Below are 15,242 nucleotides of genomic sequence, written 5' to 3' on the forward strand. Positions count from 1 at the left end.
TATATGAAAAAGCGGCTCAATGAGCCGCTTTTTTTATGGCTGGCCGCTGTAGCGCGGCCTTATTGGCAGGTGCTTTATTCAGGTGCTGAAGTGCGAATCAGGTAATCAAACGCGCTCAGGGAAGCTTTAGCGCCTTCGCCGGTCGCGATGATGATCTGTTTGTAAGGCACGGTGGTGCAGTCGCCCGCGGCGAATACGCCCTTCACGGTGGTCTCACATTTCGCATCGATGATGATTTCACCCATGCGGTTGCGCTCCACGCTGCCTTCCAGCCAGTTAGTGTTCGGCAGCAGGCCGATTTGCACGAAGATGCCGGACAGGGCAACGTCATGCACGCTCTCGGTAACGCGATCTTTGTACTGCAGGCCGGTCACTTTGCTGCCGTCGCCTTTCACTTCCAGCGTCTGGGCGTTAAGCACGATATCGACGTTTTTCAGGCTGCGAACTTTGTTCTGCAGCACCTGGTCGGCCTTCATTTCCGGGGCAAATTCCAGCAGGGTCACGTGCTCGACGATGCCCGCCAGGTCAATAGCCGCTTCCACGCCGGAGTTACCGCCGCCGATCACCGCCACGCGCTTGCCTTTAAACAGCGGGCCGTCGCAGTGCGGACAGTAGGTCACGCCTTTGGTGCGGTACTGGTCTTCGCCAGGCACGTTCATGTTGCGCCATTTTGCGCCGGTGGCCACGATAATGCTGCGGGCTTTGAGCGTTGCGCCGGACGCCGTTTGGATCTGGTGCAGGCCGCCTTCGCTTTTCGCCGGGATCAGCTTGCTGGCGCTTTGGGTATCGATAACGTCCACGTCGTAATCGTCAACGTGGGCTTTCAGCGCCCCCGCCAGCTTCTGGCCTTCGGTTTTTGGCACGGAAATGTAGTTCTCGATATCCACGGTATCCAGCACCTGGCCGCCGAAGCGCTCGCCCATCAGGCCGGTGCGGATGCCTTTACGCGCCGCATAAACCGCCGCCGCCGCGCCCGCAGGGCCGCTGCCGACGATCAGCACGTCGTAAGCTTCACGCTGGTTCAGCGCTTCCGCCGCGCGTTTTTCCGCGCCGGTATCAATTTTGCCGACGATTTCGGCAAGGGTCATGCGGCCCTGGCCAAACTCTTTGCCGTTCAGGTAGACGGCTGGCACGCCCATCACGTTGCGTTCCTGAATTTCATTCTGGTAAACGCCGCCGTCGATAGCGGTATGGGTGATGCGCGGGTTCAGCACGCTCATCAGGTTCAGCGCCTGCACAACGTCCGGGCAGTTGTGGCAGGAGAGGGAGTAATAGGTTTCAAAGTGGAAGTCGCCGTCGATCTCACGGATTTGCGCCAGCAGATCCTGAGACTCTTTGGACGGATGACCGCCGACCTGGAGCAATGCCAGCACCAGGGAAGTGAATTCGTGACCCAGCGGAGAGCCGGCAAAGCGCGGGCCCTGGCTTGAGCCTGGGTTAGTGATTAAAAACGACGGCTTGCGCACCGGCAGGTCGTTATTAACGGTGAAAGAAACTTTGTCAGATAACTCAGCGATCTCCGCCAGCAGTTCTTTTACTTCAGATGATTTCGCGCCGTCGTCCAGCGTGGCAATCAACTCAACAGGTTTCGTTAGTCTCTCAAGATAGGCTTTGAGCTGGGTTTTCATTGTTGTGTCGAGCATGGTCAGTCTCCCTGGTGGCGAGAAAAAACGGCTACCTAAGTAGCCGTAAAATAAAAGAGGGTAACGCGGGTAAAACTTAGATTTTGCCGACCAGGTCCAGAGATGGAGCCAGAGTCGCTTCGCCTTCTTTCCATTTAGCCGGGCACACTTCGCCTGGGTGAGAAGCTACGTACTGAGCAGCTTTCACTTTACGCAGCAGGTCAGAAGCGTCACGGCCGATGCCTTCGGCGGTCACTTCGATAGCCTGGATGATGCCCTGTGGGTCAACAACGAAGGTTGCGCGGTCTGCCAGACCTTCGTCTTCACGCATGTTTTCGAAGTTACGGGTCAGCGCGCCGGTTGGGTCGCCGATCATCGCGTATTTGATTTTAGCGATGGTTTCAGAGCTGCCGTGCCACGCTTTGTGGGTGAAGTGGGTGTCGGTAGAGACGGAGTAAACGTCTACGCCCAGCTTCTGCAGTTCTTCGTAATGGTCAGCCACGTCGCCCAGTTCAGTTGGGCAAACGAAAGTGAAGTCAGCCGGGTAGAAGAAGAAAACGCTCCAGCGGCCTTCGGTATCTTTTTCCGTAACTTCAACGAATTCGCCGTTTTTAAAAGCCTGGTTTTTGAATGGTTTGATTTTGGTATTAATTAAAGACATTTAAACTTCCTCCGTTTTGCGATGGGAGAAAGGTACCGAACTTTGAGCTGGGTCACTAATGGGTAGGCTTTATTGAATCAAGAGGTATTTCCTAACAGCCTTTTCTGCGGGCATAAAAAAGGCCACCCGTTGCGAGGGTGGCCGGTGTTGCGCGTTACAATTCCACTTTAAAAAATTATAACAGCGGCGAAATTACAGCATCTAAGCGGTAAAAAGGTCAATTCCCCGGTTCGTTGTAGTAGCGATGGTTGTAATAGCCGGAAGCTATTAAAAGTCCTCAGCCCTCACCTACGGTGCAAAATCTGAAAAGTCGATGCCATGCGCAAAGTAATGTCAGGTGAATTGCAGCAATATGACGGTGAGGTTAAATTACCGGCTGTTATTTTTCTGCATGAAAAATCGCGCCAGGCTGCGCGATGGCTGAGGTACTGGTGTTGTCCGAATTGCTCTCTTTAGTGCTGTTTTTGGCGGCTATTGCCGTATATGCGGTAAAAGCCGGTCGAAATATCTGGTGGCTGACGATCATCCTGCTGCTGCTCGGCCTGTTTATCGTGCTTAACGTCACGTTGCTGGCCAGTAATTATTTTACCGGCGAAGGGATTAACGACGCGGTGCTCTATACGCTCACCAGCAGCATGACCGGCGCGGGCGTCGGCAAATACATTCTGCCGGGGCTGGGCCTCGCCGTCGGGCTGATTGCCATTTTTGGCGGTCTGACCTGGATTTTACGCCGTAAGAACCATCCGCACCATTTGGGCTACAGCGCCCTGGCGCTGTTCCTGGCGCTGTTTTCGATAAAAACAACGCCCGCCTACCAGCAGGTGGTGTCGCTGATTAAATCCCAGACCCGCACCGGCACGTCTGACTTTGCCGACTGGTATAAAGTCCCGGAAGGCACCATTAAGCAGCCAAAGCTCAATCTGGTTTATATCTACGGCGAAAGTCTGGAACGCACCTATTTTGATGAGCAGGCGTTTCCCGGCCTGGCCCCCGAGCTGAATGCCCTGAAGAGCCAGGCGATAGATTTCAGCCATACCGCACAGATGGCGGGCATGGACTACACCATTGCGGGCATTGTGGCCTCGCAGTGCGGGATCCCGCTGTTTGCGCCGTTTGAGGGAAACTCTTCGGCGTCGATGTCGAGCTTTTTCCCGAAGAATATCTGCCTCGGCGATATTCTTAAGGCATCCGGCTATCAAAACTACTTTATTCAGGGCGCTGACCTGCGCTTTGCCGGCAAAGATATCTTCCTGCAGTCCCACGGCTTCGAGCATATGTACGGCGCGCAGGAGCTGAAGGGGATGGTGGCCGACCCGAATTACAAGAATAACTGGGGCTTTTACGACGATACGGTGCTGGACGAAGCTTATGACAAGTTTATCGAGCTTTCTAAAGCCGGGAAGCGCTTCTCGCTGTTTGCGCTGACGGTCGACACCCATCACCCGGACGGCTTTATCTCGCGCACCTGTAACCGCCGCAGCTACAGCTATGAGGGCAAAGAAAACCGCTCTTTCAGCGCCGTTTCCTGCAGCCAGGAGCACATTGCGGCGCTGATCGAAAAAATCAAAGCCTCGCCTTATTTCCGCAACACGGTGATCGTGGTCTCTTCCGACCACCTGGCGATGAACAACACGGCGTATAAGTATCTGACGAAGCAGGACAGGCAGAACCTGTTCTTTGTGATTCGCGGCGATAAACCGCAGGCAGAATTGAAGCCGGTGAAACGTAATACGATGGATAACGGCGCCACGGTGCTGGATATCCTCGGCGGCGGGAACTACATCGGCCTGGGGCGCAGCAGCCTGTCCGGCGAGTCGCTGTCGATGGTCTTTACCAACCTGAAGGATAAGGTCACCGAGTGGAAGCCGGACGTTATCGACCTGTGGAACTTCCCGAAAACCATCAGCCGCTACAGCATCGATCGGAGGAAGAACACGTTCAGCTATTCCGGCGCGCACTTCAAGCTGCCGCTGCTGCTGAAAATTGGCAAAGGTAAAATTGAGCCGCTGCCGGAAAGTGAATATTCCGCGCCGCTGCGTTATCAGCTGGCCGATTTTAAAAGTGACGATCGGTTTATCTGGGCCGACCGCTGCTACAAAATGGCGCGTCTGTGGGAGCCGCAGCTCGCGCTTTCTACCGGGCTGTGCGTGGCGCAGGGGCAGCTTGGCGGGGAACCAACGGTGCGGCTGGTGGACAAACCGCTGGACGAATACAACGTCCAGTTTGACGAGCAAACGCTGAGCAATGCGCGCTTCAAAAATAATGTTGCCCTGCTGAAGGCGGATGAAAACAGCATTCGTTACCAGGCGGACAGCTTTATCTTCAACGTGGCGGGTGCGCCGCAGAGCGTGAAGCAGTTCAGCGGCATTTCGCGTCCGGAAGCCTGGGGCCGCTGGTCAAACGCCAACATGGCACCGGTGGTGACCATTGAGTATCAGGATCCGCTGCCGACAACGTTCGATCTGGTGCTGGTGGCGAAAGCCTTTGGCCCGAACGTCGGCGAGCCGGTTTCGGTGAAGGTTGGCGAGGAAGAGCAGACCATCACCTTTGGCGACCAGCTCTCCACCGTTACGCTGCGCTTTGCTAACCCTGAAGGCAGCAAGGTGCTGACCATTGAGCCACCGAAGCCGCAGCTGTCCAACGAGGGCAATATTCTGGGGCACGATCCACGTAAGCTGGGCGTAGGGTTAGCCGAGCTGAAAATTGTGCCGGTGAGCGGCTAACCCGTTCCCGGGAGGGGAACGGGCGGGCAGGTTAGAGGATCTCGAGCACCTGCTCAGGTGGGCGGCCAATACGGGCTTTCCCGTTGGCGAGAACGATAGGGCGCTCGATAAGCTTCGGGTGCTCAATCATCGCTTCGATCAGCGCCTCTTCGCTAAGGCTGGCGTCATCCAGCTTTAGCTCTTTGTAGAGGTCCTCTTTGCGGCGCATCAGTTCACGTGCGCTGGTGAAGCCCAGCTTCTTCAGCAGCGACTTAATAGTTACTGCGTCCGGAGGCGTCTCCAGATAGAGCACGACTTCCGGCTCTACGCCGTTTTCCTTTAGCAGGTTCAGCGTTTCACGGCTCTTGGAGCAGCGTGGGTTGTGGTAAATTTCGACCTTCGTGGACATACGGACTCCTGTTACATCTTCATATAAGGTTTAAAGCGCTGCTGTAGCTGGCGCAGCTGATCGATACGGGCGTCGTATCTGGCCTGTTGCAGGCTGCCGAGCTTCACCTGAGAGCTGGCGCTGCCGAGCAGCGAAATAGCCTGATCCAGACGGCCATTTAGCGCCATCACTTCGGCGCGCGCGGCTAGCTCCTGATCGCGGTTGCCTAATTTCCCCTGCGCCTGAGCCAGCAGATCCCAGCCGTTGCTATCGTCGGGGTGGGCGAACGTGTAGCGGTTAAGCAGCGTTACTGTTTCTGCGGGCTGCCCGCCTTCAAGCCAGGCGTTGGCGAGGTTAAGCTGCAGGACCGGGTTGTTCTTCAGGTCCGGGGCGTTTTTCAGCCGGGCGATCGCCTCGTTGGCTTTGTGCTGGCCGAGATCGATATCCGTCGCCAGGTCGAGATACCAGGGGTTTGCCGGCTGGGCGGTAAGCAGCGGCTGAAGCGTTTTTCTGGCCTCGTCATATTTACTGGCCTGCAAAGCCTGAATCGCTCGTCCGTACTGAGCTGCGTTTTGCTCACGCACGTTACCTTTTGCCCAGTTATCCAGCAGATCCTGGGTAAGCTGGTTACGCCCGGAGTTATACATTCCCAGGGTGCGGACCTTCGCCATATAGAAACTTTCTGAGGACTGCACCACCACCGGACGCATCTGGTTTGCACGGTTGCGGGCATCCGCGAGGCGGCTTTCCGGCAGCGGGTGAGTCAGCAGGATTTCCGGCGGGCGCGAAGAGTAGCGCGCCTGATCGAGCAGTTTTTCCAGGAAGCCCGGCATCGCCTGCGGATCAAAGCCTGAACGCTGCAGCACCTGAATGCCAATGCGGTCTGCCTCCTGCTCGTTCTGCTGGGTAAAGCTGATAATGCCCTGCTGGGTCCCGGCTAACGTACCGGACAGCGCGGCCATCCCGGCCTGCGGGCTGGCCATTGCCAGCAGAATTGATCCCAGCGCGCCCACCCAGGTCAGCGGCGCATTTTTCTTTTGGTCTTCCATCGCACGGGCCAGGTGGCGCTGGGTCACGTGGGATATTTCGTGAGCCATCACCGAGGCCAGCTGGCTTTCTGAATCAGCATAGCGGAACAGCGCCGAATGCAGCACCACGTTGCCGCCAAAGAAGGCGAAGGCGTTAATTTCGTCGTTATTGATTAAGAAGAAGTGGAAAGGCGTTTTCACCGAGCTGGCGTGGCTGACCAGCCGCATACCCAGAGAATTGATGTATTGCGTCAGTAACGGATCGTTAATCAGCGGCGCGCTGCCGCGCAGCTGACGGACGTAGAAGTCGCCCATCTGCATCTCCTGGGCGATAGACAGCGTGCTGCCTGCGGATGTCCCCATATCGGGGAGCTGGTCAGCCACGTCCGCGCGTACGGGAAGGGTACTTCCCGCCAGCAGTGCGGCCGTAAGTGTTGCAATCAGGGTCTTTTTCAACTGCCTAACCATAATTACTGTCCCGTTGAGTCGCTGTCAGATTTTGACACGATGAGTACAAGTTTATTCGCTTAAAGAAGTGTACTGTAGGGCGTTGAAGCTGCGAAGATTTTATTTGCTGGATTCTCCCTTTGTAATCCGCCGTAAAAAGCAAAGTCTTTGCGGTGGCATTTCGCTACAATTCGGCATCAAAAAAAACTTCACGGAAGGGATGTATGCTCGACATGTTGTTGCAGTGGTATCGCCGTCGTTTCAGCGATCCGGAGGCGATTGCGCTGCTGGTGATTCTTGTGGCGGGCTTTTGCATTCTGTTCTTCCTTCACGGCCTGCTGGCGCCGCTGCTGGTCGCCATTGTGCTGGCCTATTTGCTCGAGTGGCCCACGGCGCGTCTCGAACGCGTCGGCTGTTCCCGAACGTGGGCGGCGACCATCGTGCTGGTGCTGTTTGTCGGTATTCTGCTGCTGGTGGTGCTGGTTGTGGCGCCCGTTGCCTGGCAGCAGGGGATCAACCTGATTCGCGATATGCCGGGGATGCTCAACAAGCTCTCTGACTTTGCCGCGACGCTGCCGAAGCGCTATCCGGCGCTGGTGGACGCGGGCATTATTGACGCCATGGCCGAAAACGTCCGCGGACGCCTGTCAGGCATGGGCGACCAGGTAGTGAAATTCTCGCTGGCCTCTTTAGTTGGGTTGCTGACGCTGGCCATCTATCTGATCCTGGTGCCGCTGATGGTGTTCTTCCTGGTGAAGGATAAAGAGCAGATGCTGAACGCCGTGCGTCGCGTTCTGCCGCGCAACCGCGGCCTGGCGGGGCAGGTCTGGCTGGAGATGAACCAGCAAATCACCAACTATATTCGCGGTAAAGTGCTGGAGATGATCGTCGTGGGCGTGGCGACCTATATCGGCTTTATCGTCTTCGGGCTGAACTATTCGCTGCTGCTGGCGGTGCTGGTGGGCTTCTCGGTGCTTATTCCGTACATCGGCGCGTTTGTCGTCACCATCCCGGTGATTTGCGTGGCGCTGTTCCAGTTTGGCCTGGGCACCGAGTTCTGGACCCTGTTTGGCGTCTACCTGATTATTCAGGCGCTGGACGGCAACCTGCTGGTGCCGGTGCTGTTCTCGGAGGCGGTGAACCTGCATCCGCTGGTGATTATTCTGTCGGTGGTGATTTTCGGCGGGCTGTGGGGGTTCTGGGGCGTGTTCTTCGCTATCCCGCTGGCAACGCTGATTAAAGCCGTGGTGCATGCCTGGCCGGATGCTTCGCTGGTGGATGACGCCGTCACCCGGGAATAACAGCAAGAAAAAAGCCGACATTTCCGTCGGCTTTTTGTTTGTTCTCAGGCGTTTTCAGTCAGCCAGTTCACAACGATATCGTGGTGGTTGCTGGTTTTGAAATCGTCAAACACCTTTTCCACTTTACCGTCGCCGTCCAGCAGGAAGCTGATACGGTGAATGCCGTCATAGGTTTTGCCCATAAATGTTTTCTCGCCCCACACGCCAAACTGACTGCAAACCTGGTGGTCTTCATCAGAAAGCAGGGTGAAGTTCAGCAGCTCTTTCTCGGCAAAACGGGAAAGTTTTTCCGGCTTGTCGGTGCTGATGCCCAGCACTTCCACGCCACGCTTTTTTAACTCGTCCATGTTGTCGCGCAAACCACATGCCTGCACGGTGCAGCCTGGTGTCATCGCTTTAGGATAGAAATAAACCAGAACTCTCTGTCCCTGGAAGTCGGTTAAATTTACTTGTTCGCCGTCCTGATCGGGCAAGCTAAATTTCGGTGCACTATCACCGGCTTTCAGTGGGCTCATCACTACTCTCCGTCTTTAATCATCTTGCTGTGGGTTAACCACGTTAATAGTGCCTTCTGCATTCAGTTCTGTACATAGGGCTTTAAACGCTTGCTCGATAATTGTTGAATCCTGTGAACCTGGGCTGTGGGCGGTGATCTGAATATACAGGCGCGGCCCTACGCCGTTCTCGGCAGGCTGAGTGCGGGAAACCAGCTCGGCAATGTTCATCTGATGAGTATCAAACAGGTGGGTAAAGCGCTCAATCAGGTGAGGGGAGTCCGCCACTTCGACCTGCACCCACACGGTGGCGGGCGTGGCCGGTCTATCCTGCGCGACGGTGCGTTTCATCACAATTAACAGATCGAGCTCCGCGCCCTTCAGCGGCAGGGTAGATTCGATCAGGGTTATCGCGTTCCAGCTGCCGGAAAGCAGCATGATAAAGGTGAACTCTTCACCCAGCATGGCAAGACGGCTGTCTTCGATGTTGCAGCCGCAGCTGCTCACGTGGCGGGTAATCGTGTTGACGATACCAGGACGGTCCGCGCCCAGGGCTGTGATAACCAAATAATGGTGTGATGAGGGTGTCAAGCGTGTTCTTCCTGTCAATCGGTGAGATTCACATTAGGAAAGCATAAAAAAAGTAAGCTGCCAACCGCTTAGCGCCTTCTGGCAGCTTGCTTTTGTCAGGGCACAAAACGTAACATTGGGAGAACATGTTTGCACAGAGGGTGGCTAATGTTTACGGGAAGTGTTGTCGCGATAATTACGCCGATGGATGAGAAAGGTCATGTCTGCCGTTCCAGCCTGAAAAAACTGATTGATTACCATGTCGCCAGCGGAACGTCGGCGATTGTCTCGGTAGGGACTACCGGCGAATCGGCTACCTTAAGCCACGATGAACACGTCGACGTAGTGAAGCTTACCGTTGAACTGGCGGACGGGCGTATCCCGATTATTGCCGGTACCGGCGCTAACGCCACTTCCGAAGCAATTTCCCTGACCCATCACCTGCAGGACAGCGGCATTGTAGGCTGCCTGACGGTCACCCCTTATTACAACCGTCCTACTCAGGAAGGGCTGTTCCAGCACTTTAAAGCGATTGCTGAAAGCACCAGTCTGCCGCAGATGCTGTATAACGTGCCGTCTCGTACCGGCTGCGATATGCTGCCGGAGACCGTAGGCCGCCTGGCGAAAATCAAAAATATTATCGGTATCAAAGAAGCCACCGGGAACTTAAGCCGCGTAAACCAGATCAAAGAGCTGGTTGAAGATGACTTCATTCTGGTAAGCGGCGATGACGCCAGCGCGCTGGACTTTATTCAGCTTGGCGGCCACGGCGTGATTTCCGTGACCGCAAACGTAGCCGCGCGTGAGATGGCGGAAATGTGTAAACTGGCCACCTCAGGGCAATTTGCACAGGCTCGCGAAATTAATCAGCGTCTGATGCCGCTGCACCATAAATTGTTTGTTGAACCCAACCCTATCCCGGTGAAATGGGCCGCCAGGGAGTTGGGTCTTGTGGCAACCGATACCTTACGCCTGCCAATGACGCCGCTGACCGACGCCAGTCGCCCGGTGATTATTAGCGCGCTTAAGCATGCCGGTCTGCTGTAAAGCTTAGGGAGATTTGATGGCTTACTCAGTACAGAAGTCGACGGTGGCAAAAGTTGCTGTTGTTTCGCTCGCCATGCTGTTAGCGGCGTGCAGTTCCGATCAGCGTTACAAGCGTCAGGTGAGCGGCGATGAGTCCTACCTGGACGCAACCCCCCTTGCGGAAATCCACTCTCCGGCGGGGATGATCCTGCCGATTCAGAATGGCGACTACAACATTCCGGTCACTAACGGCAGCGGCGCAGTAGGCAAGCAGCTGGATATTCGCCCACCGGCGCAGGCGCTGGCATTGGTAAACGGGGCTCGCACCCAGTTTACCGGTGATACCGCCACGCTGCAGGTTGAAGGCAGTAAGGCGAGCGGCCTGTGGTCTCAGGTGGTGAGCGTTCTGCAATCCGGCAACTACACGATTGCCCAACGCAACGATGCCGGCCAAACCCTGACCACCGACTGGGTACAGTGGAACCGTGCTGACGAAGACGTACAGTATCGTGGACGCTACCAGATTACCGTGCAGCCGCAGGGCTATCAGCAGTCCGTTGTTGTCAAACTGCTGAACCTTGAGCAGGGCGGCAAGCCGGTAGCCGACGCTTCCTCTCTGCAGCGCTACAGCGCGCAGATGCTGAACGTCATCAGTGCGGGTCTCGACAAGTCTGAAACCTCGCGTCAGAACGCGCAGGATAACCGCAGTTCGAGCCAGCTTGATGTGCAGAGCGCTGCGGATGACACCGGCCTGCCGATGCTTGTCGTGCGTGCGCCATTTAACGTCGTCTGGACCCGCCTGCCGGCCGCGCTTGAAAAAGCGGGCATGAAGGTGACCGATACGACACGCTCTCAGGGCAATATCGCGGTGACCTACAAGTCGCTGTCTGACAGCAGCTGGAGCGACCTCGGAGCGAAAGATCCGGGTCTCGTGAACGGTGACTATAAGCTGCAGGTTGGCGACCTCGATAACCGCAGCAGCCTGCAGTTCATCGACCCGAAAGGGCATCCGCTGACGCAGGCTCAGAACGATGCGCTGGTCGCTGTCTTCCAGGCGGCATTCAGCAAGTAACACAGGAGGGCCGGTTAATTCCGGCCCTTCTTATTTAGGCCTTATGTATTAAACCCCTCCGATTGCGCAAGCGATCGCTATACCTGGAGTAAGAAAGATGCAAAAGCAAGCTGAGTTGTATCGCGGCAAAGCGAAGACCGTTTACAGTACGGAAAACCCGGATCTGTTGGTGCTCGAATTCCGTAACGATACGTCAGCAGGTGACGGTGCACGCATCGAGCAGTTCGACCGTAAGGGCATGGTAAACAACAAGTTTAACCATTTCATTATGGCCAAGCTGGAAGAGGCGGGGATTCCGACCCAGATGGAAGCGCTGCTTTCTGACAACGAAGTGCTGGTGAAGAAGCTCGACATGGTGCCGGTGGAGTGCGTGATTCGTAACCGCGCCGCGGGTTCTCTGGTCAAGCGCCTCGGCATCGAAGAAGGTATCGAGCTGAACCCACCGCTGTTCGACCTGTTCCTGAAGAACGACGCCATGCACGACCCGATGGTCAATGAATCTTACTGCGAAACCTTTGGCTGGGTGAGCAAAGAGAATCTGGCCCGCATGCGCGAGCTGAGCTACAAAGCTAACGACGTGCTGAGCAAGCTGTTTGATGACGCTGGCCTGATCCTCGTGGACTTCAAGCTGGAGTTTGGCCTGTTCAAAGGCGAAGTGGTGCTGGGCGATGAGTTTTCACCGGACGGTAGCCGCCTGTGGGACAAACAAACGCTTGATAAGATGGACAAAGACCGTTTCCGCCAGAGCCTGGGTGGCCTGATTGAAGCGTACGAGGAAGTTGCTCACCGTCTCGGCGTAAAATTAGACTAACCACGCAATCGTTTACGTTGCGCAATGGGGTGCGTTTTTGCGCACCCTGTTTTTTCGCTGTCTGTTCTTATGGTAATCCTGCCGGTAACCACCTACGATCTATCCATTACATGTTGTGATTGTTAATGAGGATGAGCGTATGCGTTGGCAAGGACGTCGCGAGAGCGACAACGTAGAGGACAGGCGCAATGATGCCTCCGGCCCTGGCATGAGCATGGGCGGCGGCGGTTTCCGCATCCCTCGGGGAAAAGGTGGCCTGGTGCTGCTTGTCGTGGTCATCGTGGCAAGCTATTACGGCGTCGATCTTACCTCCTTCTTGTCCGGTGAGCCGCCGGTTTCTCAGCACTCTTCGCAGCAGCGCTCTGTTAGTCCGAAAGACGACGAGGCCGCTAAATTTACCTCGGTCATTCTGGCAACAACGGAAGATACCTGGGGTGAAATTTTCCAGAAAATGGGGCGCACCTATCAGCAGCCTAAACTGGTGATGTATCGCGGGGCGACGCGTACCGGCTGCGGCACCGGGCAGTCCGTGATGGGGCCGTTCTATTGCCCGGCGGACAGCACCGTCTATATCGACCTCTCTTTCTACGACGATATGCGCAATAAGCTCGGCGCAGGCGGCGACTTTGCTCAGGGCTACGTCATTGCCCATGAAGTGGGTCACCATGTACAGAAGCTGTTGGGCATTGAGCCGAAAGTACGCCAGCTGCAGCAGAATGCTTCTCAGGCCGAAGGCAATCGCCTGTCGGTGAAGATGGAGCTTCAGGCCGACTGCTTCGCCGGCGTCTGGGGTAACAGCATGCAGAAACAGCAGGTACTGGATGCGGGCGACCTGCAGCAAGCGCTCAACGCTGCCGAAGCTATCGGTGACGATCGTCTGCAGCAGCAGAGCCAGGGGCGCGTGGTGCCGGACAGCTTTACCCACGGCACTTCCGAGCAGCGCTACACCTGGTTTAAACGTGGCTTCGACAGCGGCGATCCGTCCCAGTGCAACACCTTTGGCAATGCGCTCCGTTAATCTATGACCGCAGGGACGACAGAGCAGCTGCAGCAGGCGACGGCGCAGATGCAGCAAACGGGCATTCGCCGGCTGATGGTGCTGGCCGGCGAAAGTGAATGGAGCAGTCAGCAGGTTCAAATGCTGTCTACTCATTTGCCCGGAGACTGGCTGTGGGTTGGCGCTTCGCCCGAGCTGCCCTTTCACTGTGCGCCCTCGGCGGTGCGCAGCATGCTGGGGCGCGAGTTTCAGCACGCGGTATTCGATGCCCGGTCAGGGCTCGATGCTGCCGCGCTTGCGGCGCTCTCCGGCATGCTTAAAGCGGGCAGCTGGCTTCTGCTGTTGACGCCGGACTGGCCGCGCTGGCCTGCGCTCCCCGATGAAGATTCCAGCCGCTGGAGTGATGCCCCGCAGGCTATCCCCACGCCTCACTTTGTTTCCCATCTACAGCGCTGCATACGGCAGGACCCTGAATCCATGCTATGGCAGCAGCATAAGCCCTTCACCCTGAATCCTTTTGCTTTTCGTCCTGGCTGGCAGCCAGCCAGCGGTGCACCAGAGCAGGAGCAGGCCGCCATTCTGGCCGAGCTGGCGGATATGCAGCAGGGCGTTGCGGTGGTGACGGCGGCAAGAGGCCGGGGCAAGTCCGCGCTGGCCGGGATGTTAGCCAATAGGATCTCCGGCTCCTGTCTGGTCACCGCCCCGGCAAAGGCCGCAACCGATGTACTGGCAGGCTATGCCGGTGAAGCCTTCCAGTTTATGGCTCCGGACGCGCTGGCCGCAGAGCGTGAATTGCCCGCATATGACTGGCTGATTGTTGACGAGGCGGCGGCTATTCCGGCCCCGTTGCTACGCCAGCTGACAGAACGCTTTCCATGCGTTTTGCTGACCACAACGGTGCAGGGCTATGAGGGAACGGGACGTGGTTTTTTACTGAAGTTTTGCGCAGCGTTACCGTCCCTCAGGCGTTTCACGCTCAATACGCCGATCCGCTGGGCGCAAAACGATCCGCTGGAGCAGGTTGTTGACCGGATCCTGCTGTTCGATGAGCCGGATCTTGAGTCATTCCCGCAAGGCGATCCCGAGTTGCAGGTTGTTGAGCAGGCGGACTGGTCGCGAAAACCTGGCCAGCTGCAGCAGATGTACCGGCTGCTCTCCGGCGCACATTACCGTACTTCGCCGCTCGACTGGAGGCGAATGCTTGACGCTCCCGGTCAGCATTTTATCGCGGCCAGCACGGAAGGGCAGTGCGCAGGCGCATTGTGGATGGTTGAGGAGGGGGGGCTCGATGAAAGCCTGAGCCGTAACGTGTGGGCCGGGTTTCGTCGTCCCAGAGGCAATCTGGTTGCGCAGTCGCTGGCGGCGCACGGAGGAAGCCCGCTTGCCGCTACGCTGCGCGGGCTGCGCATCAGCCGCATTGCCGTTCATCCGCAACGGCAGCGTGAACATATTGGCGCCAGCATGATAAAGCAAGCTCAGCAGGCTGCGGAGCATCGCTATGACTATCTCTCAGTCAGCTTTGGCTATACCGAAGAGCTGTGGCGCTTCTGGCAGCGCTGCGGGTTTAAGCTGGTGCGAATCGGCAGCCATAAAGAAGCCAGCAGCGGCTGCTACAGCGCTATGGCGCTTTTGCCGCTGACGCCGGAAGGACATGCGCTGACAAACAATGAGCAGCAGCGGCTACGGCGGGACTGGCCATGGCAGAGAGCCTGGCTGGAATTGTCCTTGCCTCTGACCGGGGATTGCCCACAAAAACTCTTGCCGGAAGACTGGCAGGAGCTGTCCGGTTTTGCCTTTGCGCATCGCCCGCTTGAAGCGTGCCTCGGGGCGTTGAATCGACTTCTGCTGGCGAGCGGTTTACCGCTTCAGGCCCTGCGGGGCCGCCTTGAGCGGCGTGAAAGCAGTGAGGGACTTAGCCAGCGGCTGGGGCTTTCAGGCAAAAAAGCGTTGCTTGCGCTGATGCGTGAGGAAGCTCGAAGCGCGCTGGAACACCTTGATAAGGCAAGGGCAGAGGTGCTGCACAACGGCATTTTGCAATTGCAAAAATTCCACTAACTTGTTCAATGAAACGGCATGGTCATCTCCATGCAGCGGCGTATAGTTGTCTCCATCAACCCAGGAGA

Annotated in this window: 13 protein-coding genes; 7 read left to right on the forward strand and 6 right to left on the reverse strand. The window is 56.7% G+C overall.

Translation table 11 applies throughout. From position 1 onward, the window contains the following. Positions 1–74: 74 nt before the first annotated feature. Complete coding sequence (ahpF, locus tag EL098_RS05635; RefSeq protein ID WP_126355370.1) at positions 75–1,643, reverse strand: alkyl hydroperoxide reductase subunit F; 1,569 nt, start codon at positions 1,641–1,643, stop codon at positions 75–77. Positions 1,644–1,719: 76 nt separating this feature from the next. Continuing rightward, positions 1,720–2,283 carry an alkyl hydroperoxide reductase subunit C gene (gene ahpC / locus EL098_RS05640; RefSeq protein WP_008460202.1) on the reverse strand — a complete coding sequence of 188 codons (564 nt, stop codon included), beginning with the start codon at positions 2,281–2,283 and terminating at the stop codon, positions 1,720–1,722. A gap of 416 nt (positions 2,284–2,699) precedes the next feature. On the opposite strand from ahpC, the gene opgB reads away from it, so the two are divergent. Further along, positions 2,700–5,006, forward strand: coding sequence for a phosphatidylglycerol--membrane-oligosaccharide glycerophosphotransferase (opgB, locus tag EL098_RS05645; protein WP_232012324.1), 2,307 nt, complete (start codon positions 2,700–2,702; stop codon positions 5,004–5,006). A 31-nt stretch (positions 5,007–5,037) separates the two neighbouring features. On the opposite strand, the gene arsC is transcribed toward opgB, so the two are convergent. Both arsC and bepA read right to left on the reverse strand, forming a co-directional pair. Further along, the gene (gene arsC / locus EL098_RS05650; RefSeq protein ID WP_126355371.1) at positions 5,038–5,394 is read right to left on the reverse strand and encodes an arsenate reductase (glutaredoxin); all 357 of its coding nucleotides are present in this window, start codon (positions 5,392–5,394) and stop codon (positions 5,038–5,040) included. A gap of 11 nt (positions 5,395–5,405) precedes the next feature. After that, entirely contained in the window at positions 5,406–6,869 is a 1,464-nt protein-coding gene (gene bepA, locus EL098_RS05655; RefSeq protein WP_126355372.1) for a beta-barrel assembly-enhancing protease, read from the reverse strand. Between the two features lie 203 nt (positions 6,870–7,072). Here bepA and EL098_RS05660 point away from each other — a divergent pair, with 203 nt between their 5' ends. Continuing rightward, the gene (locus EL098_RS05660; RefSeq protein ID WP_126355373.1) at positions 7,073–8,149 is read left to right on the forward strand and encodes an AI-2E family transporter; all 1,077 of its coding nucleotides are present in this window, start codon (positions 7,073–7,075) and stop codon (positions 8,147–8,149) included. Positions 8,150–8,193: 44 nt separating this feature from the next. On the opposite strand, the gene bcp is transcribed toward EL098_RS05660, so the two are convergent. Both bcp and EL098_RS05670 read right to left on the reverse strand, forming a co-directional pair. Then, a complete protein-coding gene (gene bcp, locus EL098_RS05665) occupies positions 8,194–8,664 on the reverse strand; it encodes a thioredoxin-dependent thiol peroxidase (RefSeq protein ID WP_126355374.1) in 471 nt (156 codons plus the stop codon). Positions 8,665–8,679: 15 nt separating this feature from the next. Beyond that, positions 8,680–9,234, reverse strand: a complete 555-nt coding sequence (locus EL098_RS05670) for a glycine cleavage system transcriptional repressor (protein ID WP_164716781.1) — start codon at positions 9,232–9,234, stop codon at positions 8,680–8,682. Between the two features lie 147 nt (positions 9,235–9,381). On the opposite strand from EL098_RS05670, the gene dapA reads away from it, so the two are divergent. The 5 genes from dapA to EL098_RS05695 all read left to right on the forward strand — a co-directional run bounded on the left by dapA (position 9,382) and on the right by EL098_RS05695 (position 15,174). After that, positions 9,382–10,260 carry a 4-hydroxy-tetrahydrodipicolinate synthase gene (dapA, locus tag EL098_RS05675; RefSeq protein ID WP_126355376.1) on the forward strand — a complete coding sequence of 293 codons (879 nt, stop codon included), beginning with the start codon at positions 9,382–9,384 and terminating at the stop codon, positions 10,258–10,260. Between the two features lie 16 nt (positions 10,261–10,276). Beyond that, the gene (gene bamC / locus EL098_RS05680) at positions 10,277–11,311 is read left to right on the forward strand and encodes an outer membrane protein assembly factor BamC (protein WP_126355377.1); all 1,035 of its coding nucleotides are present in this window, start codon (positions 10,277–10,279) and stop codon (positions 11,309–11,311) included. A 97-nt stretch (positions 11,312–11,408) separates the two neighbouring features. Beyond that, positions 11,409–12,122, forward strand: coding sequence for a phosphoribosylaminoimidazolesuccinocarboxamide synthase (gene purC, locus EL098_RS05685; protein WP_008460193.1), 714 nt, complete (start codon positions 11,409–11,411; stop codon positions 12,120–12,122). 139 nt (positions 12,123–12,261) lie between these two features. Beyond that, positions 12,262–13,140 (forward strand): KPN_02809 family neutral zinc metallopeptidase, encoded by an 879-nt coding sequence (ypfJ, locus tag EL098_RS05690; protein WP_126355378.1) that lies wholly within the window; start codon positions 12,262–12,264, stop codon positions 13,138–13,140. A 3-nt stretch (positions 13,141–13,143) separates the two neighbouring features. After that, complete coding sequence (locus EL098_RS05695; RefSeq protein ID WP_126355379.1) at positions 13,144–15,174, forward strand: tRNA(Met) cytidine acetyltransferase TmcA; 2,031 nt, start codon at positions 13,144–13,146, stop codon at positions 15,172–15,174. Positions 15,175–15,242 lie beyond the last annotated feature (68 nt).

This window comes from Cedecea lapagei, assembly GCF_900635955.1.
In the GTDB taxonomy this organism is placed as follows: Bacteria; Pseudomonadota; Gammaproteobacteria; order Enterobacterales; family Enterobacteriaceae; genus Cedecea; species Cedecea lapagei.